Source organism: Paenibacillus sp. FSL R5-0407 (assembly GCF_038009185.1).
GTDB classification, from domain to species: Bacteria; Bacillota; Bacilli; order Paenibacillales; family Paenibacillaceae; genus Fontibacillus; species Fontibacillus vini.
The window spans coordinates 3,250,091-3,270,977 of sequence record NZ_JBBPAX010000001.1; the positions used below are offsets into that span (position 1 = coordinate 3,250,091).

Here is a 20,887-nt window from a genome sequence, read left to right on the forward strand (position 1 = left end):
TTATTAAAAAACGGCCATTCCCAAAGGAATCGCCGCTTTCGTGTTACCGGTTTTGCGTTTTTAGTTTGGTGAAACGGGAGGCAGGCATCTGCTGCTCCTCGTCGGTTTCATGACCGTGAATGCGAATGCTCATCGCGACTCCGATGCAGGCCATATTGATCATCAGCGAGGTTCCTCCGTAACTGATGAAAGGGAGGGTGATCCCGGTGAGGGGCATCAGACCGATAAACATGCCGATGTTTTCGAAAATCTGGTACAGGAACATCGCTACGATCCCCACGATAAGGAACGGTCCGCCGCGATCCCGGCACTCCAGTGAAATGAGAATTAGCCTGTGTATCAGTACAAAATAGATCAGCAGCAGCACCGAGCTGCCCAGGAAGCCGAATTCCTCGGCGATTACTACGAAGATGGAGTCGGAATAGGTTAGAGGCACGCGTTCGGACTGAACGGTCTCTCCTTTTAGGTAACCTTCTCCGGTCATACCGCCTGATGCGATCGCCAATTTGGCGTTCCGTGTGTGATAGATGGCTTTTTCGGTCGCTTTTTCGGGTACCAGCCAAGGGTCAATCCGTTCAATCCAGTGTTCGCGTCCGATATCTACAAAGAAGGTGTACACCTTGTCATGATACACTTTATATGCGGTAATCCCGCCAAAGACCGAGCCTGCAAAAATTACTAATGCAATCAGGGCGTGCATGTATTTAATGTTACCGATCCACAGCATTCCCGCCAAAATCACCAAATAACTGAGGGCGTTACCGAGGTCATTTTGCGCCATTACGACTAGAAACGGAATGAACGTAATCAATAGAATCGGCACGACGTCCCGCCAAAACGACAACCTTGGCTTCCGCTTGCGGAGCAGCATGAAGGAAAGGAACAGGATCAGCAGCAATTTGAAAAATTCAGCCGGCTGAAAACTGAGTCCCCCCGGCAGGGTAAGCCATCCGGTCGCGCTGTAATACGTATTACCGATGAAAAATACTACGATAAGCAATCCGACCCCAAACAGGTAAATGTAAGGCGAATACTTGATAAACAGTTTGAAGTCGATCAGGGAAAAGGCAAAAAACGCCGCAAATCCAAGCAGATAGTATACGCCCATCCGTATATGATATCCGTGGTAAGCCGTATTCGATGTGGCGCTATAGAGTACCGCGATGCTGATGCCCATAAGGAGCAACAGGATGAACACGATCGTATAGTCAATTTTTTTAAGTTTGTTAAGCATTACTTCCCGTCCTCCGCCATCCGATTTTTCCTTCGACCTGAGTAAACAGGCATCCATCCTTCGTTCTCCAACCAGCCGAACAAATAGTTTACCTTCTCATTGTAAAGGAAGACTCCCGCTAAAGTCTATTGGACGATGACACCAGTCCTAATTACCCCTGTTTGCACAGAAAAAAGACACCGCCCGTCAGGCGATGACTATCACATGCCGGTCAATCCCCGCGAGGTCCGTAACCGTGACGATCTCGCGCCAGCAGCCGGCTTGGCGCAGCAGCTCTGCAACATCGCCGGCCTGCCCCATCCCGAGCTCAAAGCCGATCAGGCGGGGCGGACGAGGCAGCAGCGGAAGCTGCGCCATCATGACGCGGTAGGGCGCGAGCCCGTCCGGACCGCCGTCGAGCGCGCCGCGCGGCTCGTAGTCGCGCACCTCGGGCTGCAGGTGCGCGATGGTATCCGCCGGTATGTAAGGCGGATTGCTGACCACAATGTCCAGCGGCTCGCCGGTGAACGGTTCAAGCAGGTTCCCCTGCTTGAACGCCACGTCCAGGCCGAGCCGCCGGACATTCGCTGCCGCCACGTCCAGCGCTTCCGGCGAGATGTCACTCGCCGATACGCGCCATGACGGGCGCAAATGGGCCAGCGCGGCTGCAATCGCGCCGCTGCCGGTACCGATGTCGGCGGCCAGCGGGGCGCCGCCGGGCCACAGCGAATCGCCGATCTGGACGATTCGCTCCACGAGCAGCTCCGTTTCCGGGCGGGGAATCAGCACGGACGGCGTGACCTTGAAGGTCAGGCCGTAAAAATCCTGTTCCCCGATAATGTACTGCGCCGGCTCGCCCGCCGCTTTGCGGCGGATCACTGCCTCCCAGGCGTCTCTATGATCCGCCGGGAAGGGATCGCGCAGCGCGGCCAAATACGCCGCGCCTTCCAACCCCAAAACATGGCGGAGCAGCAGCTCCGCATTGGAATCCGGCTCGTGCACGCCCCGAGCCGCTAAAAAAGAAGAAGCCTCTCTACGGGCTTCTGAAATATTAACCGCTCCTGATAACACATATCCGTTATCGTCAGGCATGTTATTCTCCTTTATCCATCAGTTCGGCCTGTTCCGCAATCGTCAGCGCCGATACGATTTCCGCAATCTCTCCGTTCATGACCTGATCGAGCTTGTGCAGCGTAAGACCGATCCGGTGGTCGGTTACCCGGCTTTGCGGGAAGTTATACGTACGGATCCGCTCACTGCGGTCCCCGGTTCCCACTTTGCTCTTCCGCTCCCCGGCATATTTCGCCTCTTCCTCTTGGCGCATCATATCCGAGATCCGGGCGCGAAGCACCTGCAACGCTTTCTCCTTATTGGAGTTTTGCGATTTACCGTCCTGACACGTTGCCACAATGCCCGTCGGAATGTGCGTTACCCGCACCGCCGATTTCGTTGTGTTGACGGACTGGCCGCCCGCGCCGCTGGAGCAGAACGTATCCACACGGATGTCCTTGTCGAGAATTTCAATATCGACTTCTTCGGCTTCCGGCATGACCGCCACCGTCGAGGTCGACGTGTGGATCCGTCCGCCGGATTCCGTCGACGGAATCCGCTGTACCCGGTGGGCACCGCTTTCGTATTTCATTTTGCTGTAAGCGCCGCGTCCGTTAATCATAAAAATAACCTCTTTGAAGCCGCCAAGGTCACTTTCATTCACATCCATGATATCCACTTTCCACCCTTGGGTGTCGGCAAAGCGGGTGTACATGCGGTACAGGTCAGCCGCAAACAAAGCCGCTTCGTCCCCGCCAGCAGCGCCGCGGATTTCCACGATTACGTTTTTATCGTCATTCGGGTCCTTCGGCAGCAGCAGAACATGGATTTTCTCCTCCAGTTCTTGCTGGCGTGCGGAAAGGTCCTCGATTTCCATCTTCACCATTTCGCGCATGTCATCGTCAAGCTTCTCTGCCTGCATCGCTTTCGCGGCATCAAGCTCTTCCATAACCTGCTTGTATTCAGTGTACGCCTCATAAGCCGGCTGTAAATCCGATTGTTCTTTAGAATAATCCCGCAGCTTCTTCGTATCGTTCGCCACGTCGGGATCGCAGAGCAGCTCGCTCAGCTTCTCATAACGGTCAGCCAGGGATTGTAGTCGGTCCAACAAGGAAATCACCTCTTTCTTCATAAGCAAGTCGAAAAAATCATCGTCATATCCGCACTACAAATTCTAGTCCGGACGACTTTATATTATATCATATTCTAATCGGATTGAACAGCAGCCTGTCAGCACCCCGAATAATAAAAAAACAGTGGATCTCAACCGAAGTTGAAACCCACTGATCTTTTTTAGCAGCTACTTCGGTTGTGTAAATGCAGCGTTGGATCGGTAAGCTACAATTTGATCAATTAAAGACTGCTCCAATTTCGCATTCCATGACTTTACCATACCAGGCAGGATGCAAGCGTCGACAATGACCCAAATCGTCAGTGCCAGTCCCATTAGAAGAGTCAGGACTAGAAACACGATCGACATCCCTAAACCATCCGAGTAAACTTCGCTCTCGAAAGCGGACATAATGGCAAACACGAAGTAACAAACCATGGTTAAAGCGAACAAGACCAATTGAATCGTGCCGGAAAGCGGTCTTTTCAAATAGAAGCGGTGAACGCCCAAATGGCCTGCTAGCAGCATAAGGTAGGCCAGCGTCAACGACTTCTCCTGCTTGGACATTTCCGAACTCAGAATAAGGAGCTCCGTCGTGGACAACGTTTGCTTGGAGATGTTCATAGTAGAGTTCATCGGTTAGATCGGATAAGTTTCCGACATGCCTCTGTTATACATAATTTGATCAATAAGCTGATTTTCCAGTACGGCGTTGTGTTCTTTTACCCAGGTGTGAGTCAGGAACGCATCCACGATCCACCAGATGGACGTCACAATCAACCCGATGACCGTGATGGACAAAATAAGCTGGGTAACGGCTGTTCCTGTCTTGCCCAAATAAAAACGGTGTCCGCCGACAATACCCAAGAAATACCACAGGATATAGGCAACGACCATGTTCTTTCCTCTGTTTTTTACCTCGGATTCCAAGAGAAGAAGTTCTCTCGAATCAAGCTGACTCTTTCTGCCTAAAGCATAATTCATACTCATTGCGTTCCCTCCATATTAACGATCTAAGATCAATTGACTCTAGTATACAAACCACTTCCGTTCACAGCAATACAAAAAACTGGTAAATAAAAAAAGGGCTTGCCGTTTAGGCAAACCCCGTTAATCGGTTATCGTATTAAACGTTAAACCGGAAATGCATGACGTCTCCGTCCTGAACGACATACTCTTTGCCTTCCAGACGAAGCTGTCCGCGTTCCTTGGCGGCGTTCATGGAACCTGCAGCCATCAAATCGTCATAGGATACTACTTCCGCTCGGATAAAGCCGCGTTCGAAGTCGGAGTGAATAACTCCGGCCGCTCCCGGCGCTTTCGTCCCTTTGCGGATCGTCCAGGCGCGTACTTCCTGTACGCCGGCCGTGAAATACGTATACAGGCCGAGCAGGCGATAAGCCGCCTGGATCAAACGATCCAACCCGGAGGCTTGCAAGCCGAGCTCCTCAAGGAACATAGCCTTGTCCTCGCCTTCCAGCTCGGCGATTTCCGCTTCCACTTTAGCGCTGATCGGCACGACTTCGGCATTCTCACCGGCCGCAAATTCGCGAACCTGCTGCACGAACGGATTGCTGTCCGCTTCGGTAACACCGTCCTCGCTCACGTTAGCCGCATACAATACTGGCTTGAGCGTCAAAAGATGGAGGTCGCGGACGATCAGCTTCTCATCGTCGGACAGCTCCACGCTGCGAGCGGGCTGGTCGTTATACAGAGCTTCTTTGATGCGCTCGAGAACTTCCACTTCCTGAGCATATTGCTTGTTGCCGCCCTTCATATTTTTGCGGGAACGCTCGATCCGCTTCTCGACACTGTCCAGGTCCGCCAAAATCAGTTCCAGATTAATCGTCTGGATATCGCTGATCGGGTTGATTTTGCCGTCGACGTGCGTGATGTTCTCATCTTCAAAGCAGCGGACTACATGCACAATCGCGTCCACTTCACGGATGTGAGCCAAAAATTTGTTACCGAGGCCCTCGCCTTTGCTGGCACCGCGGACAAGGCCCGCAATATCCACAAATTCAAAAGCGGTAGGCACCGTCTTGTTAGGGACGACCAGCTCGGTCAGCTTGTCGAGACGCTCATCCGGCACTTCAACCACGCCGACGTTCGGATCGATCGTACAAAACGGATAGTTTGCGGATTCCGCTCCCGCTTGGGTAATTGCATTAAACAACGTGGATTTTCCGACATTCGGAAGGCCCACGATTCCTGCTTTTAAAGCCATATCTATGACAACTCCTCATTCTTGTAATTGCTCATCTTCTTCAACCATAGTACCTATCCCCCGGCCAGATTTCAAGGACATCTCCAATTTTACAGCTAAAAGTTTATGTTCAAAAAGTCGGCTTTTTGAACATGAGTACCGGACTTCGAGGGTGAACGCAAGATTCGATGTCGATTCAACTGCTTGAAACACTTCGTGATCAAAAGATGATTTTTTGAACAACCTTTAAAAAGGGTACCAAAACTTCTCCGCCCAGAACCCCTTTAGCAGGATAGCTGCCACTAATAGCAGTACGCAGAGGAGCAGCATCCATTTGTCGCTGCGCGACATCGGCATGCCCATGTACCAGGTTCGCTTGCTTCCGGTACCGAAGCCGCGCAAATCCATGGCATTCGACACCGACTCAATATGCTGGAGAGAAGATTGAAGCAGCGGTACGACGACCAGGGATAAATTCTTCATCCTGCGCCACAAATTACCGTCCCCGCGCGAGATGCCCATCCCCCGCATCTGCATTGCGTTCAAAATATTTTTGAACTCCTGTGTCAGGTCCGGGATATACCGGAAGGCGATGCTTACCGCGTAGGCCATTTTATAATGAACGCCCAATTTATTAAGGCTGGCCGCGAACCGGCTCGGATGGGTCGTGAAAATGAACAGCATTGTAACCGGCAGCAGCGTTAAATATTTGGCGGACAAGGTAAGTACGTAAAAGAGCGTCTCCGCGTTGATCGTATCGTACCCCACCGGAATCAGCGGCGTGTTGCTGCCGGTCAGGGTAGAGCCGAATCTCGGCGTAATGATCAGAATAAAAATGCTGTTGATTAACGTGAACACCATTAGCACCCAGAATAATAACGCCATCCGCCGGAACGGAATCCGCGATAGGAGCAGCATGCCGATTCCCGCAGAGAGCATAACGGCGAATATCCGGAGGTCCAGGAACAGGAAGGTCGACACCGTCCAGGTCAAAAGAAGAATCAGCTTCACGGCTCCGTCCATCCGGTGGAATAGGGAATCTCCCTCAACAAACAGATTTCCCGCTTTACTCATCGGCTTCCTTCACCTTCTTCTCGGCTTCGATAAAAGCTTGCACGACCCCGGACGGGGAGGATAACCCCCACGCCTTCGCAAAGCGCGACAAGCTGGTCTCCCGCAGGCGGGCCCGTCCCGTCACCTCGCTGTCCGAGAGAATCCGGGGTACCGTATCGGCGGCGATAATTTCCCCCTCCGCCATAACGACGGCCCGGTCCGCATACTCCAGCGCCAGGTGCATATCATGCGTGATGAACAAAAAGGCCATCCCTCGGCCGGCCAACCCGTCGATAAAATCCATGAACTCGGTATAATGACGGTAATCCTGGCCCGCCGTGGGCTCGTCAAGAATCATCAGCTTCGGCTCCAATGCCAGAATGGACGCAATGGTCAGCCGTTTCTTCTGTCCGAAACTCAACCCGGAAACCGGCCAGTTGCGATAAGGATACAGCCCGCAAGTTTGCAGGACTTCATCGGTTCTCCGCTCCCGCTCCGGGGAAAGTACGCCCCTCGCCGTAAGACCGAGCGCAATCTCATCGCGAATCATGTGCTGGGTGATCATATGATTCGGATTCTGCATCACATAACCGATTTCTTCGCCTCTTTGCCGGATACTCCAGCGGCTTACATCCTCGCCGCGAAGCGTAATCGTCCCGGATTTCGGCTTCAAGATGCCGGTAATGAGCCCGGAAAGCGTGGACTTCCCAGCTCCGTTGCTTCCGAGCAAGGCCAGCCGCTCCCCTTCCGAAATCGAGAAGGAGACATTTCGAACGACATCAGTTCGACCGCGGCCATAAGCAAAGGAAATATCCTTCAGCTCGAGCAACGGGGCCCCCGAGAGACGCCCCGTGGCAGGTTCCACTCGCTCCGCCCAGGCCTCCAGCCGGCTTCGGATCTCGGTCTCCCCGGGATAATCGCTTCCTTCCGGAAGATTCCCGTCCCCTGCAAGAGTAACGACTCCTTCCGGCGTGGCAAGACCCGTGAGCCCGCCAATCGGAACACCGGCATATTCCAATGCGTTCAAATACAGCGGCTGCCTCAAGCCGTGACGTGCCAGCACTCCTTCTCTAAGCAATTCCTCGGGTGTACCGATCGCGGCAATTTCCCCTCCACTCATTACGACGATCCGGTCGATCGGCTGGGCAAGAACATCTTCAACCCGGTGTTCGATAATAATGACCGTTTTACCTTCGCGCCGATGAATATCCTCAATCAATTGCATCGCCCTTACTCCGCTGGCCGGATCCAAATTGGCCAGCGGTTCATCGAAGAGCAGGATGTCCGCGCGGGTCGATAGCACTCCCGCCAGAGAGACACTCTGCTTCTGTCCCCCGGACAAATCATGCGGACCCTGTCCCTCATAGGCCAGCATGCCGACCAGATCCAGAGCGGTGACGACTCTTGCCTTCATGACCGACTGAGCCACTTGTTCATTTTCCATTTGGAAGGCTGTATCTTCCCCGACGGTTTGACCGACAAACTGGGCATCCGGGTTCTGCAAAATGGTGCCCACGCTGCGGCTCCGATCGAAGATTCCCTGCTCTGATACTTCAAGACCGCCTATGTATAAATTGCCCGAAACCTCGCCCCCGTAGGAAAAAGGAATTAGCCCATTGATGCAATGGGCTAAGGTTGATTTGCCGGAGCCGCTCGGCCCGGCAATCCAGATTTTCTCCCCGGGCGAAATGTCCAGGTAGATGTTCTTCAGGGTGGGTTCGGATTGGCTTTTGTAACGAAAACTGAAATTTCGAAATGAAATCGCCGGCTGCATATTCGCTGGTTTCTCCTATCTTTCCACCGTTAAATTCGTATTGTTCCGGTTGCGCTTGGCATACGCCCACACCGCGGGAATGCCGAGAATTACGAAAACCGCGGTATTGGCCAATCCGGCGGTTGCCGTTTGAATGATAATTTTATCGTTCGGCTCTCCCATGACGTAAATATCGAACAATCCCGAGAAAGCCAGGGAAACGAAAATCCCGACCAAACCATAGATCAAAAACCAGACCACATGGCCCTTCCGAATCTCCCCGTCCTGCGGGTTGAACCCCTTGGACAAATAAATCAGACCCATAAAGGCCGCCGTTATCCCCGATCCCAACGCCCAGCCCCACCAAACGGTGCCGCTCGTAAGGAAATCGTTGATCACATGGCCGATGAGCCCGGCGACAAAGCCGACCACCGGTCCGAACAATGCCCCGAAGATCGCAAGCAGCGCCACTGCCGGACGAAGCTGCGTATCCGGCGCAATCGGAATGCCGATCCAGCTTGTCGCTCCGTATAACGCCGCCCCGATCCCGATGGTGACCACTGTCCGCGTATTCCATTTCCAAATCGATGACTTCATAACGTTTCCCCCTTTGTCTGAAGCTTGCTAACTTCAATATAATGGGAATGTTTCAGAAACGCAATGAAAAATTCACTGTAATCTTCCCGGATTTATATGATTAATTTATTTACACCTCACGCCGCACCAGTCGCGGCGTATTTCGCAGCGCCGAAACGGTCCCGGCGCCGATCCCGAACATGGCGGTGCGAAGCTCCAGCTCGACGCGCTCCAAGAGCGCATCGAGCCGCTCCTCCGAATGCACCGCCGGTTCCAGCAGCGCCCGGCCGAACCCGGCCAGGTCCGCGCCAAGCGCCAGCGCTTTGGCGGCATCCACGCCGGTGTTCAGGCCCCCGCTGCCGATCAGGGCGGCGTCCGGCGCCGCCGCCCGCACTTCGCGGATGCATTCGGCGGTGGGGATGCCCCAATCCGCGAATGCTTCCGCCGCCGCGCGCCGCACCGGGTCGGCGCTGCGGAACTTCTCGACCTGGCTCCAGGAGGTTCCACCGGCGCCGGCCACGTCAATGAAAGCTACGCCCGCTTCGCGGAGGCGTCTCGCCGTACCGCCGTCGATGCCCCAGCCGACTTCCTTGACGCCGACGGGAACCGGCAGCGCCCGGCACACTTCCTCAATGCGGGCGAGTAAACCGCCGAAGCCGGTATTTCCTTCCGGCTGGAACACCTCTTGCAGGCTGTTCAAATGCAGCACAAGCATGTCCGCTCCGGCAATATCGACCGCGCGCTGGCATTCCGCCGCGCCGAAGCCGTACCCGAGCTGGACCGCGCCCAAATTGGCGATGATCGGGATGCTCGGCGCCTTGCGCCGGACCGCGAACGTGGGAGCCAGCTCCCCGCGTTCCACGGCGGCGCGGACCGAGCCGACTCCCATCGCCCAACCCCGCCGCTCCGCCGCTTCCGCCAGGCGGTCGTTAATCTCCCCGGCGAGCTTGCTTCCGCCGGTCATCGAACTGATCAGCAGCGGCGTGCGTACAGCCGCGCCGAGAAAGACCGTCTTCAAGCTGACCTCGTCAAAGTTCAGCTCCGGCAGCGCGTTGTGGCGGAACCTGTATTTTTCAAATCCTGTAGTAATCCCTTCACCGCCAACCTTTTCTTCCAGACAAAGACGAATATGCTCGGATTTGCGCCCGGATGTATCTCCCATCTTCGTTCCTCCTTCTAACGTAAATCTCAGTTTTTACTTCCTCTATATAAACCTCCGGCTTATCAAACTGACCCCTTCGCTATATAACCCGCTACCAACTGGCCGGACAAGGTGACGAAAGGGACGCCCCCGCCGGGATGCGTCGTGCCTCCCGCATACCAGAGACCCCTTATATCCCGGCTGCGGTTGCCGGGCCTCTTCAGTTCCTGCATAAAACTGTGTGAAGCAAGCCCGAACATGCCTCCCTTATAGGAGTATGTATCCCGTGCCAAATCGACCGGCGTATACCGGGCGAGTTCATGCTCTTGGACCAAATCGTTTAATCCGTGCTGTCTTAATGTGGAGAATACCGTTCTGGAGTAAGCTTCCCCTTCCCGCTCCCAATCCCATTCCCTCGATAAATAAGGGGTATGGGTCATGATAAACAAGTTGCTGCAGCCTGGAGGGGCCGCCCCTTCCTCCGAATAGGAAGAATTGCAAATGTATACCGACGGGTGGGTCGGCGGACGACGTCTGGAGAAAATATCATGAAATTCATTCTCGTAATTTTCAGAAAAGAACACAGTGTGATGATGGAGCCGGTCTACCCGGACCGGTACCCCCGCGAGCTGGACAAAGGCCGACAGGGAGGGCTCGAAGGTGGAAATCAGACGATCGGTCATGGAGGGGCGGTCCTTCTCCTCCAGCAATCTTTTGCTAAGAGAAAGCGCATCCCCATTGACGATGACCAGCGGTGATTCATAATCGCCGTTCGTAGTTTCAATCCCTCTAACATTACGGTCGACCACGCGGATTCGGGTCACTTCTACGCCAGTCTCAATTTCAACGCCCAGTTCTTCCGCCAGACGCTTCATCGCTTCGATCAACTGGTAGGTTCCCCCGCGGACCGTATATATTCCCTGATCGGCTTCACAGCTTGCCAGCATGCCGCACAAGGATGAAACCTTGAACGGGGAAGAACCTACGCGGGCGGCATATCTTCCGAACATTGCGAGCGTATTGGGATGGCTGAAATGCCGGCGAAGCTGGCGATTCAAAGAATGGTGAAGCTCCGGTACCAGCAGGCTCATGAGTATTCTGGGCCACCATTTATCCAAACCATTAAGCGGAAGCCGGGTGAGGATATGTTCACTGGCGTAACGGAGCATCTGCCGAGACTCCTGAATAAACGCAGGATAGTGCAAGGCGTCCTCCGGGCTATAGGTGCCGATTTGATGCTGCATAAATTCCACGTCCCCGGTCAAATCCACGACATTCCCGTCGGCAAACACACTGCGCGACCTAGGCTCAAGCGGAATCAGCCGTACATAATCATTCAGGTCCCGGCCAGCCCGGCGGAACAGATTTCGAAAAACATGCGCCATTTCAATCGTTGTAGGTCCCCTGTCAAAACGGTACCCGTCGATCAAGACCCGCTGTAACTTGCCGCCAACGCTAGGTTGGCGCTCCAGCACGGTTACCCGGAATCCCCTGATAGCCAACTCAATGGCGCAGGACAGGCCTCCAAAGCCCGCCCCGACAATCAACGCTTTTCTATCCATCTGTACAACGCCCGCCTCCTTTTCATTAAAGGATGAAACAACTTCCCTTACAATAGCGGTGACATCAACCGGGCAGCCGATTCCATGAAGCGAACGACGACCTTTTTCTTCATAAACGCTTTTCTTTTGATTTGCTTCGTGGACAACAAGTCCCGTTCGAAATCCTTGACGATTTTGGCAATGCTGTCGTTCTGGACGAGCAGCACGTTTACTTCGAAGTTAAGATGGAAGCTGCGCATATCCATATTTGCCGTACCGACAGTCGCAACCTCTCCGTCGACAATGAGCAGCTTGGAATGAAGGAAGCCCTTCTCGTATTCGTAAATTTTCACGCCCACCTCAAGCAACGAGAGAAAATAGGAATGCGAGGCCAGGAAAGGCAGCCACTTGTCCGGTTTGGCCGGAAACAAAATCCGTACGTCGATCCCTGACATAGCCGCTACGCGAAGGGCCGTCAAAATATCCTCATCCGGTATAAAATAAGGCGTCGCGAGCCAAACCGATTTTTTGGCCGACGTAATCATGGCGAAGAAGATGTTCTTCAAGGTGCTGCTTTCGTTATCCGGCCCGCTGGGCAGGACTTGAACCGCGCCGCTGCAGCCTTGCTCCAGCTCGGGGGACAGATATTCGAGGTCCATGATTTTTTCGCCGGTGACATACTGCCAGTCCTGCAAAAAAATAATCTGCATCGACCGGACGGCCTCCCCTTTGACCAACATGTGCGTGTCCCGCCAGAAACCGTAAGTTTTGCTGCGGCTCAAGTATTCATCGCCCACGTTCAGTCCGCCGATAAAGCCGGTATTGCCGTCGATGACGACGATTTTCCGGTGATTCCGATAGTTGACCCGGCTGGAAAGCGCCAGGAAGCGTACTTCGCCGTAGACTCCGACCTTGACGCCGGCATCCCTTAGCTCCTTGATAAAAGATTTCGGAAGCCCGATACTGCCGACCGCATCAAACATGAACCGGACCTCCACGCCGGCTTGCGCCTTCTCGATCAGTGTCTTTTGAATTTCGCGGCCGATGTCGTCCGCCCGGTAAATGTAATACTCCATATGTATGTGATGCTGGGCCATTTTCAATTCCTTCAGCAGGGTAGAGAACGTCTCCTCCCCGTTGGTCAACACCCGCGTCCGCGTCGCCATGGAAAACGGAGTTCGGGCAATCCGCTGCGACATTTGCAGCAGTCGCTGCTGCCCTGGTGTAAACTGCGACAGATCCCGGGGCAGCATATTGCCGTTATGGTCGATCCGTTCGAAGCTCTGCCGGTCCGCCTCCGCTTTCTTATCGAATTTCCGCCGTTTGAAATAGTTTTGCCCCAGCAGGAAATAGAGCACCAAGCCAACGACCGGCAACAATGCCAGTACAAGAATCCAGGCCATCGTACTGGAAGGATTGCGATTCTCCATAAAGATCGCAAGACCGATCGTGACGACAGTCAGGGTTTGAAATATACTGACCAGCATCCCGCCGAATTTACCGAAGATGCCGAATCCGAAGAAGTAAAAAGCAAACAGGATGGCTGCGATTAATATAATTTGTAGTCCACGTCTCATGGTTGTACTCCTCTTCCCTATTTTGTTGCACGTTCGCCTATCTCTCTACATTTTACATGAACCTTCGATATCTTCCTACCATTAAAAGATCCTGACGATAAAGAAACACTGCCCTTCCGCATTTCTGGTACCGAACCCTGCTTACCGCGTAAATTTGTAATGTGCTTTAAATATGTAATATAATCATTTTGACCCGTTGGTCAATATGAGAACTTAAGAGTCAGGAGGAGGTGAACCGTTATTGTCCGTTAAATCTGGAGATAAAAGAACGCTGATTCTCAGAACTGCCATGCAGCTTTTTGCCGCCAAGGGTTCTTCCGCCACTTCGATGCAGGAAATTGCCGACACCTGCGGCATGTCCAAAGGAAGTCTGTACCTTCACTTTAAGTCGAAGGATGAGCTGGAGTTCAGCCTGTTCGATTATTGCTATCAATTGCTGCAGGAACATTTGCTGCAGGCCGAAAATCAGCCGGGTCTCAATCCCCGGGAACGACTCATACTGCAAATCGAAGTATTGCTCAACCTGGTGCTGGAATTGCGGGAATTTCTGCTGATGCAGTTTCGGGATTGGATCAAAAACGGCAACCTGTACCGCGGGGAGCCTGGGGTCATCCGGGAAAACAACGCCAAGCTGCACCATTACAGCAAAAAGGCGATTGAAGCGGCTTACGGAGAACAAATCTCACCTTATACGGCGGATCTGATCATGCTGGTCCACGGCATTCTTGGAGTCTACATAAGGTTGTTGTTTGATCCGGCCATAACGGTCGGTACCCGCCGGATGGCCATTTATATGGTCGATCTGCTTGATGGAGCTGCAGAACGGATGATCAGCCAGCGCCCGGAGCCCTTGATCAGCGAGGAAGTCCTGAAACGCTGGGGAGCGGACGATACCTGCATGAAGGAGCCGGAACGTCACCCCCTCCTGGCAATCCGGGAACTGAAGGAATTAATTGAAAGCCGGGTGGCATCTCCGGATGTCCGCCAGCAAGGACGCGAATCTTTGCAACTGATGGAGGAAGAAATCCTCGAACTCCGGCCGCGCCGGGTCGTTCTGACGGGAATGCTCGCTAATGTCAAAGCTATTCCCGAACTGGATGATCGGATGGAGGAACTGGAACGACTTATGCGGCCTTATTTGAATCATGCGTAAATATAGAGAGGAGCAGAAGACCTAGCTGATGAAAAGTATCATTCAATTCTCACTGCGGAATAAATTTGCGGTTTGGCTGTTGACGATCATCGTCACCGTTGTCGGCTTGTACAGCGGCCTTACGATGAAGCAGGAGACCATTCCGAATATCAATGTCCCTTATCTTAGCGTTACTGCAATATACCCTGGAGCAGCGCCTGAAGGCGTTGTCCAGGATATTACCAAGCCGCTGGAGACCAAGCTTCACAATGTCGACGGAGTAAAAACGATCACTTCGACATCGATGGAGAACGCGGCTTCCCTGTTCATCGAATTTGATTATGACACCAATCTGGACAATGCCACGGCTGCCGTCCGGGAAGCGCTGAACGACGTAACTTTGCCGGAAGATGCGCAAAAGCCGCAAATCACCCGGTTCAGCTTGAATTCCATGCCGGTGATCTCGCTCAGCTTGTCCGATAACAAATCCGGCGATCTGGAAGCGTTGACCCGGACGATCCAAAACGACGTCCAGCCAGCACTTGAAGATCTGGATGGCGTAGCCTCGGTACAGATTGCCGGACAATACGTCAAAGAAGTCCGCCTCAATTTCGATGAGGCGAAAATGCAGCAACTCGGACTTAGCGAAGATACCGTAAAGGGTATCGTCCAAGCTTCCGCGCTGCGCGTTCCGCTCGGCCTGTTCGACCTGGAACAATCGCAAAAGGCTGTCGTTGTTGACGGCAACATCACTACTGTAGATGATCTTAAGAACCTCGCCATTCCGGCTATGCCGGGTGCGGGTGCTGCAGGCGCTGGGGCAGGTGCCGCCGATGCTGGGGCAGGCGCTGCAGGCAGTGATTCCGCTGCCGGAGCCGGTGCGCCTCAAGGCGGCATGGCTGGCATTCCGGCCGGCATTCCGACCGTGAAGCTCGGCGACATCGCCAAGATCGAAGTCATCGGTCAAGCTGAATCGATTTCCCGCACCAACGGTGCCGAATCGATCGGGATTCAAATCGTGAAGGACAACGACGCCAACACCGTCGATGTAGCGAACCTCGTCAAGGACAAAGCCGATGAGCTGGGAAAACAGTACAGCCATATCGACTTCACCGTATTGCTTGACCAAGGCAAGCCGATCACGGACTCCGTCAACACGATGCTGTCCAAGGCTTTGTTCGGCGCATTGTTCGCCGTTCTGATCATCCTGTTGTTCTTGCGGAATATCCGCTCTACGATCATTTCCATTATCTCCATTCCATTATCGCTTCTAATCGCGGTTCTTGCGCTGAAGCAGATGGATATTACGCTGAACATGATGACGCTCGGCGCCATGACGGTCGCCATCGGCCGCGTGGTCGACGACTCCATCGTCGTCATCGAGAACATTTACCGCCGCTTGTCCCTGACCGGCGAGAAGCTGAGGGGCGGCAAACTGATCATCGCGGCAACCCGGGAAATGTTCGTTCCGATCATGTCCTCGACGATCGTTACGATCGCCGTCTTCCTGCCGCTCGCTTTCGTAAGCGGAATGGTCGGCGAATTGTTCAAACCGTTCGCCTACACGATGGTATTCTCGCTGCTCGCCTCGTTGCTGGTTGCCATTACATTGGTGCCTGCCCTTGCGCACACCTTGTTCCGCAAAGGACTGAACAAGAAGCATGACCATGACAGCAATCCGAAAGGAATGGCACGGGGTTATCAGCGCATCCTCAACTGGTCTTTGTCCCATAAGCTTATCACCTTTGGACTTGCCATCGTCCTGCTGGTAGGCAGCTTGTTCCTGTATCCGCTCGTCGGCGTCAGCTTCCTGCCGGAGCAAGAAGATAAATATGTTATGGTTACTTATTCTCCGGCTCCCGGAGACCGTCTTGAAGATGTCCAAGAGAAAATGCAAAAGGCGGAGCAATACGTTTTGGCCCAGGAAGACATGGATAAAATGCAATATTCCGTCGGCGGAAGCAATCCGCTTGGCGTAGGTTCTTCCAACTCCGCTCTATTCTATATCGAATATAAGAAAGATACGAAGCACTTCGAAGACGTTAAAGAAAAGCTCCTGCTTGGCTTGAAGAATGAAGTTCCCGACGGCGAGTGGGGAGACATGTCCGAAATGATGACGGGCGGTATGGGCGGCAGTACGCTCAGCGTCAACGTATTTGGCGACAATCTGGAACAGATCAAGCCGGTATCCGATGAAATCCTGAAATTGGTTCAGGAGGATACGAAGAACTTCGAGAAAGGCGAGACCTCGCTCTCCACGGCTTACGACCAGTACACTTTGGTAGCGGATCAGCAAAAATTGAGCTCGCTCGGGCTGACCCCGGGACAAATCGCAATGAAGCTGAGTCCGGTTCGCGAGCGTCCGGTGCTTACCGAAGTTAAGCTTGACGGCAAAGATTATAAAGTCTATATCGAAACCGAGAAGAATGCTTATACCAGCATTCAGGACATGGAGAACGAGACGCTGACTTCCCCGCTCGGCATGGAAGTGCCGATTAAAGAAGTCGCCAAGGTCGAAAAAGGAAGCTCTCCGGATTCCATCATGCGTATCGACGGCAAGACGGTCGTTGAGGTGAGCGCCAAGATCGTCGCTACCGACGTCCAAAAAGCGTCCTCTTCATTGCAGGACAAAATCGACGCCATGGATAAACCGGAAGGAATCAAGGTAAGCTTCGGCGGCGTAACCGAGCAAATCAACGATACGTTCGGTCAGTTGGGTCTTGCTATGGCTGCTGCGGTCGCGATCGTATACTTTGTACTCGTGGTTACGTTTGGCGGCGGTCTTGCACCGTTTGCAATTCTGTTCTCGCTGCCGTTTATCGTGATCGGCGCCATGATCGGCCTGCTGATCGGCGGCGAAACCCTGAACGTGTCGGCTCTGATGGGCGTTCTGATGCTGATCGGGATCGTCGTCACCAACGCGATCGTTCTCATCGACCGCGTCATCCACAAGGAGCGCGAAGGCCTGTCCACCCGCGATGCATTGCTTGAAGCAGGGGCTACGCGGCTTCGTCCAATCCTTATGACTGCGCTCGCTACGATCGGCGCCTTGCTGCCGCTCGTTCTGGGCTGGGAACACAGCGCGGGCATCATCTCCCGCGGTCTCGGCATCACCGTTATCGGCGGCTTGATCAGCTCCACCTTGCTGACGCTAGTCATCGTGCCGGTGGTCTACGAGTTCCTCATGAAATTCCGCCGCCGTGGTCCTGCGGCCGGAGATTTGGATTAATCTTTAACTCAATAAAAGCCGGGCGGAGAATGGTCTCCGGCCCGGCTTTTTATTTTGTTCTATGGATTCCTGTTTCACTATCTTCCTTACACTAATTCTGCAAATTCCGCCATGCATAGAGGTTCTCAAGATCCGTTGCGAGAAATTGGACAAGCAGTTCAGCCAAACCAATGTACATCGGGCTGGACGTCGCCGAAGCCAATTCGCCCGAGAAACGGGGCGCCCACTGCATCAGGTGGTTCTCAAGAAAGCGGATTTGCACATCCGCCAACTCCAGGCAGCTCTCATGAAGACCGGCTTTACTGAGCATTTCTTCACTTAAAACCGCCATGAATTCCAATTCCAGTGCAATATGATCGTCTCGTTCGCCTGAAATCTTGTTAAAGACAACGCTGCTCTCCATATAGGTGTTTCTGATATCCAAAAGACAGACCAGAGCGTCCAAGCTCTCTTCCTTTGCGCGGTACTGACATTCGCAAGCGATCATGACGGCGTTGTCGCCCATGAATAGCCGTCTGTATTCCTCGGCTTCCTCATAGCAGACCTGCCGGAAATTCTCTTCGGGAATGCCTTCCAGGTAACTCTTCAATCTCTTCCCGCCCTGGCACATAGGAATAATATTCTTCAGTTCCACCCGTCTGCGCCACTGAGCAATCAACGACATCCGCGGCGGACGGCTCAGAAAATCCATTAGTAACTCATAAACCCAACCTCTAATCTCCATCCAACGGGCTTGCTCTTCCGGAATTTGAACAGGCTCCTTAAACAGCATGGTCATATCGGTCATCTCCCTGATCTTTTAAAGGTAATTCAAAAAGTCATCTTTCCATGACGAGGCTGTTCATGATGAGGGTTCGACATCGAATCTTGAATTCAGCCGGGCCTTCCGTTGCTCACGTCCCCCATGAGCAAATGCTTACGAAGTCGTTTTCTACGAAAACGTTTAGCTCCGCTACTCAGTCCCTAGCTTCTTCCAACCTTCTCGATCCTAAAAACCTAACTTTTTGAATAATAACTTATAGGTAATGCAGTGCTGACATGGATGATCCTGACACAACAAATGTATTCTTTGTTTAAAAAAAGATGACTTCCTTATTTGACGGAAATCATCCATTGTACATATACCGACACATGATTAAGGGGGATCATGTATCTTCATGCTCTATTATACTGTAAAATGAAAACGCTTTATGTGAAATATTTGACAGATTATTAACAAGTCGTTGGAACCTTCTCTTAAGCATTCCCCTTATGATCTCTATCTAGCCAATCAAGTGCTTGGCGGTAATCATCGGGACGGTTCATATTGAAGGGGATTTGTTCCAATGGGAGCCCGGTCGCGGCGGCTATTTCAGCTCCATCCGCATATTCGGCATGCAGTCCTTCCGTCCATCGGGTCAGCTTCAAGCTCCCGGCTTGAAGCTCCTTCTCCAGCCCGGGCAATACATTGCGGCGGTACGCAGCCAGCAAGGGCTGTACACGCCCCTGTACGACCGGAATAATAGCTTCTGGTCCACTTGACTTCTCCGCCGTCCGCACACGCTCCACAAGCCATTCAAATACTTCCCGGGAAGCAAAGGGCATGTCGCACGCGACTGCAAGGCTCCACGGAGTCTCAGCGGCCGTTAATCCGGCATGCAGTCCGGCCAAAGGTCCCGATCCGGGATAAACATCGGAAAAGATTTCCTTTCCTAAGTAACTATAGGCTTCCGGCTGATTGCCCCCGGCAATGATAACTCGCCCGACGACCGTGTCCAGCTCCCGGACCAGCCTTTCAATAACCGGTATGCCCTGCAGCGGCAAAAGCGCTTTATTGCTTCCCATCCGGCTAGAACGTCCTCCGGCTAAAATAATGGCGGTGATCTCGATCAGAATCTTCCCCTTTCTTCAACAAATACTGGAAAAACAAAAAGAAGATGGTTTGTATCCCCTTTCATCTCTGTGTTACATTGGGAACATAATCACTTATCATTTTCCCACAGTACAATCGGAGTTGGACAGAAAGGAATGGAGCGCTTGCCGGACAATACCCAGTCCTCGTCTAAATTGCCCTTGGGGCTGCTTAATTTTTTCGTTTACGGTACGATGGTTATCTTTGCTGCCTTTTTTCAATTATATTTGCAGGACATCGGTATGGACAAGCTGGAGATTGGCAGCCTTATGGCTATCAGCCCGTTCATTTCGCTCCTGGCTCATCCTTTTTGGAGATATTTAAGCGACCGCGGTCAAAATATAAGAATCATTCTATTGATCATGCTAACTGGCTTGCTGATAACAGGCCATCTTGTGTTCAAAGCGGATACCTATCAAATGCTGTATGTATCGATGCTGATGCTTTTCTTTTTCCAAAGCCCGCTGCTTGCTCAGTCGAATAGCCTGACCCTCGGGTACATTGAAGAGAGCCGGCAAAAGTTCGGCGCCTATCGGCTCTGGGGCTCTATGGGCTGGACATTCGTAGCTTTGACGGCAGGCCCGATTATCGATAGCGTTGGCCAGAACGGAATTTCCCTGCTCTTCAGCATCACCTTGATGCTGGCGATGGGGTCTGCCCTGCTTCTGCCGCCAATCACGCTTACTACAAACACGCCGTGGATCTCGTCCCGTGAAATTCGCCGTACCCTGCAAAATAAACATTTTCTTGCCTTCGTATTGTGCGGGACATTGGTCGCGATTCCAAATGCAATCAACGGCATCTTTATGCCATTATTCATTAGCGACCTGGGAGGGTCGCGATTCCAGGTCGGCGGCGCAGTATTCCTGTCGACCATCTTCGAAGTGCTTGCTTTCGTCCTGTTGAACCGTTATCTGAAGCGTAAAATCACTGTTCTGATGGGATGCTTGACGCTCGTCAGCCTGTTGTTCGCGCTGCGCTGGAATCTGATGGCCGAGGCGACGGATCCGGTGCAGATTATCCTGATTCAAATCCTCCATGCCGTTACCTTCGGCGGTTTCTTCTATGTAGGAACAAGGCTTACCGCCCTTTTCCTTCCGAGACCGCTTCGCTCTGCCGGCCAAGCCGTTTATGCATTTGCCTTGAGCGGAGTATCGGGCGTGATCTCAGGTTTTCTGGGCGGATGGGTGTTCCAAAATTTCGGCCCCGTCATCATGTACAAAATGGGGGTCGCTCTTGCGATCATCGGAGCGCTCGGATTCGGCTTACTGTGGCAGCATATCCGCAAAAACGGATACTCTCCATCCATTCCGCAATAGTAATAAAGAAAACAAGCTCCGATCAGCGTCACGCCCATCCGGCAAATCCGGGAAGGTTACGCCGCTGATTCTGGAGCTTTGTTTTCTTGGAGATG

Annotated in this window: 17 protein-coding genes; 3 read left to right on the top strand and 14 right to left on the bottom strand. The window is 53.0% G+C overall.

Annotated elements, in window-relative coordinates:
* Positions 1-43: 43 nt before the first annotated feature.
* The 12 genes from NYE70_RS15565 to cls all read right to left on the bottom strand — a co-directional run bounded on the left by NYE70_RS15565 (position 44) and on the right by cls (position 13,221).
* A complete protein-coding gene (locus NYE70_RS15565; protein WP_211022690.1) occupies positions 44-1,234 on the bottom strand; it encodes an FtsW/RodA/SpoVE family cell cycle protein in 1,191 nt (396 codons plus the stop codon).
* Positions 1,235-1,420: 186 nt separating this feature from the next.
* Positions 1,421-2,305 carry a peptide chain release factor N(5)-glutamine methyltransferase gene (prmC, locus tag NYE70_RS15570; RefSeq protein ID WP_341046782.1) on the bottom strand — a complete coding sequence of 295 codons (885 nt, stop codon included), beginning with the start codon at positions 2,303-2,305 and terminating at the stop codon, positions 1,421-1,423.
* A gap of 1 nt (position 2,306) precedes the next feature.
* Positions 2,307-3,374 carry a peptide chain release factor 1 gene (gene prfA / locus NYE70_RS15575; RefSeq protein ID WP_211022767.1) on the bottom strand — a complete coding sequence of 356 codons (1,068 nt, stop codon included), beginning with the start codon at positions 3,372-3,374 and terminating at the stop codon, positions 2,307-2,309.
* A 189-nt stretch (positions 3,375-3,563) separates the two neighbouring features.
* Entirely contained in the window at positions 3,564-4,010 is a 447-nt protein-coding gene (locus NYE70_RS15580; RefSeq protein WP_341046785.1) for a TM2 domain-containing protein, read from the bottom strand.
* 3 nt (positions 4,011-4,013) lie between these two features.
* Positions 4,014-4,358, bottom strand: coding sequence for a TM2 domain-containing protein (locus NYE70_RS15585; RefSeq protein ID WP_211022769.1), 345 nt, complete (start codon positions 4,356-4,358; stop codon positions 4,014-4,016).
* A gap of 142 nt (positions 4,359-4,500) precedes the next feature.
* The gene (gene ychF, locus NYE70_RS15590) at positions 4,501-5,601 is read right to left on the bottom strand and encodes a redox-regulated ATPase YchF (RefSeq protein WP_211022692.1); all 1,101 of its coding nucleotides are present in this window, start codon (positions 5,599-5,601) and stop codon (positions 4,501-4,503) included.
* 225 nt (positions 5,602-5,826) lie between these two features.
* Positions 5,827-6,654, bottom strand: coding sequence for an energy-coupling factor transporter transmembrane component T family protein (locus tag NYE70_RS15595; RefSeq protein WP_213653672.1), 828 nt, complete (start codon positions 6,652-6,654; stop codon positions 5,827-5,829).
* On the bottom strand, positions 6,647-8,407 hold the full coding sequence (locus NYE70_RS15600) for an ABC transporter ATP-binding protein (protein WP_341046790.1): 1,761 nt from the start codon (positions 8,405-8,407) through the stop codon (positions 6,647-6,649). Before NYE70_RS15600 ends, NYE70_RS15595 begins: the two co-directional genes overlap by 8 nt.
* A gap of 15 nt (positions 8,408-8,422) precedes the next feature.
* Positions 8,423-8,983 (bottom strand): ECF-type riboflavin transporter substrate-binding protein, encoded by a 561-nt coding sequence (locus NYE70_RS15605; protein WP_341046792.1) that lies wholly within the window; start codon positions 8,981-8,983, stop codon positions 8,423-8,425.
* Between the two features lie 109 nt (positions 8,984-9,092).
* A complete protein-coding gene (fni, locus tag NYE70_RS15610; RefSeq protein WP_341046793.1) occupies positions 9,093-10,124 on the bottom strand; it encodes a type 2 isopentenyl-diphosphate Delta-isomerase in 1,032 nt (343 codons plus the stop codon).
* 62 nt (positions 10,125-10,186) lie between these two features.
* The gene (locus NYE70_RS15615) at positions 10,187-11,665 is read right to left on the bottom strand and encodes a phytoene desaturase family protein (protein WP_341046796.1); all 1,479 of its coding nucleotides are present in this window, start codon (positions 11,663-11,665) and stop codon (positions 10,187-10,189) included.
* A 47-nt stretch (positions 11,666-11,712) separates the two neighbouring features.
* Positions 11,713-13,221 carry a cardiolipin synthase gene (gene cls, locus NYE70_RS15620; protein WP_211022698.1) on the bottom strand — a complete coding sequence of 503 codons (1,509 nt, stop codon included), beginning with the start codon at positions 13,219-13,221 and terminating at the stop codon, positions 11,713-11,715.
* Positions 13,222-13,462: 241 nt separating this feature from the next.
* Here cls and NYE70_RS15625 point away from each other — a divergent pair, with 241 nt between their 5' ends.
* Positions 13,463-14,374 (top strand): TetR/AcrR family transcriptional regulator, encoded by a 912-nt coding sequence (locus NYE70_RS15625; protein ID WP_341046798.1) that lies wholly within the window; start codon positions 13,463-13,465, stop codon positions 14,372-14,374.
* Positions 14,375-14,402: 28 nt separating this feature from the next.
* A complete protein-coding gene (locus NYE70_RS15630; RefSeq protein ID WP_341046800.1) occupies positions 14,403-17,582 on the top strand; it encodes an efflux RND transporter permease subunit in 3,180 nt (1,059 codons plus the stop codon).
* A gap of 91 nt (positions 17,583-17,673) precedes the next feature.
* Here the strand turns inward: NYE70_RS15630 and NYE70_RS15635 are convergent, their stop codons facing one another.
* Together NYE70_RS15635 and mobA are read right to left on the bottom strand one after the other, a co-directional pair.
* The gene (locus tag NYE70_RS15635; protein WP_211022701.1) at positions 17,674-18,360 is read right to left on the bottom strand and encodes a TorD/DmsD family molecular chaperone; all 687 of its coding nucleotides are present in this window, start codon (positions 18,358-18,360) and stop codon (positions 17,674-17,676) included.
* Positions 18,361-18,818: 458 nt separating this feature from the next.
* A complete protein-coding gene (gene mobA / locus NYE70_RS15640; RefSeq protein WP_341047605.1) occupies positions 18,819-19,457 on the bottom strand; it encodes a molybdenum cofactor guanylyltransferase in 639 nt (212 codons plus the stop codon).
* A gap of 132 nt (positions 19,458-19,589) precedes the next feature.
* On the opposite strand from mobA, the gene NYE70_RS15645 reads away from it, so the two are divergent.
* A complete protein-coding gene (locus tag NYE70_RS15645) occupies positions 19,590-20,792 on the top strand; it encodes an MFS transporter (protein WP_445323796.1) in 1,203 nt (400 codons plus the stop codon).
* The last annotated feature ends 95 nt before the right edge of the window (positions 20,793-20,887 follow it).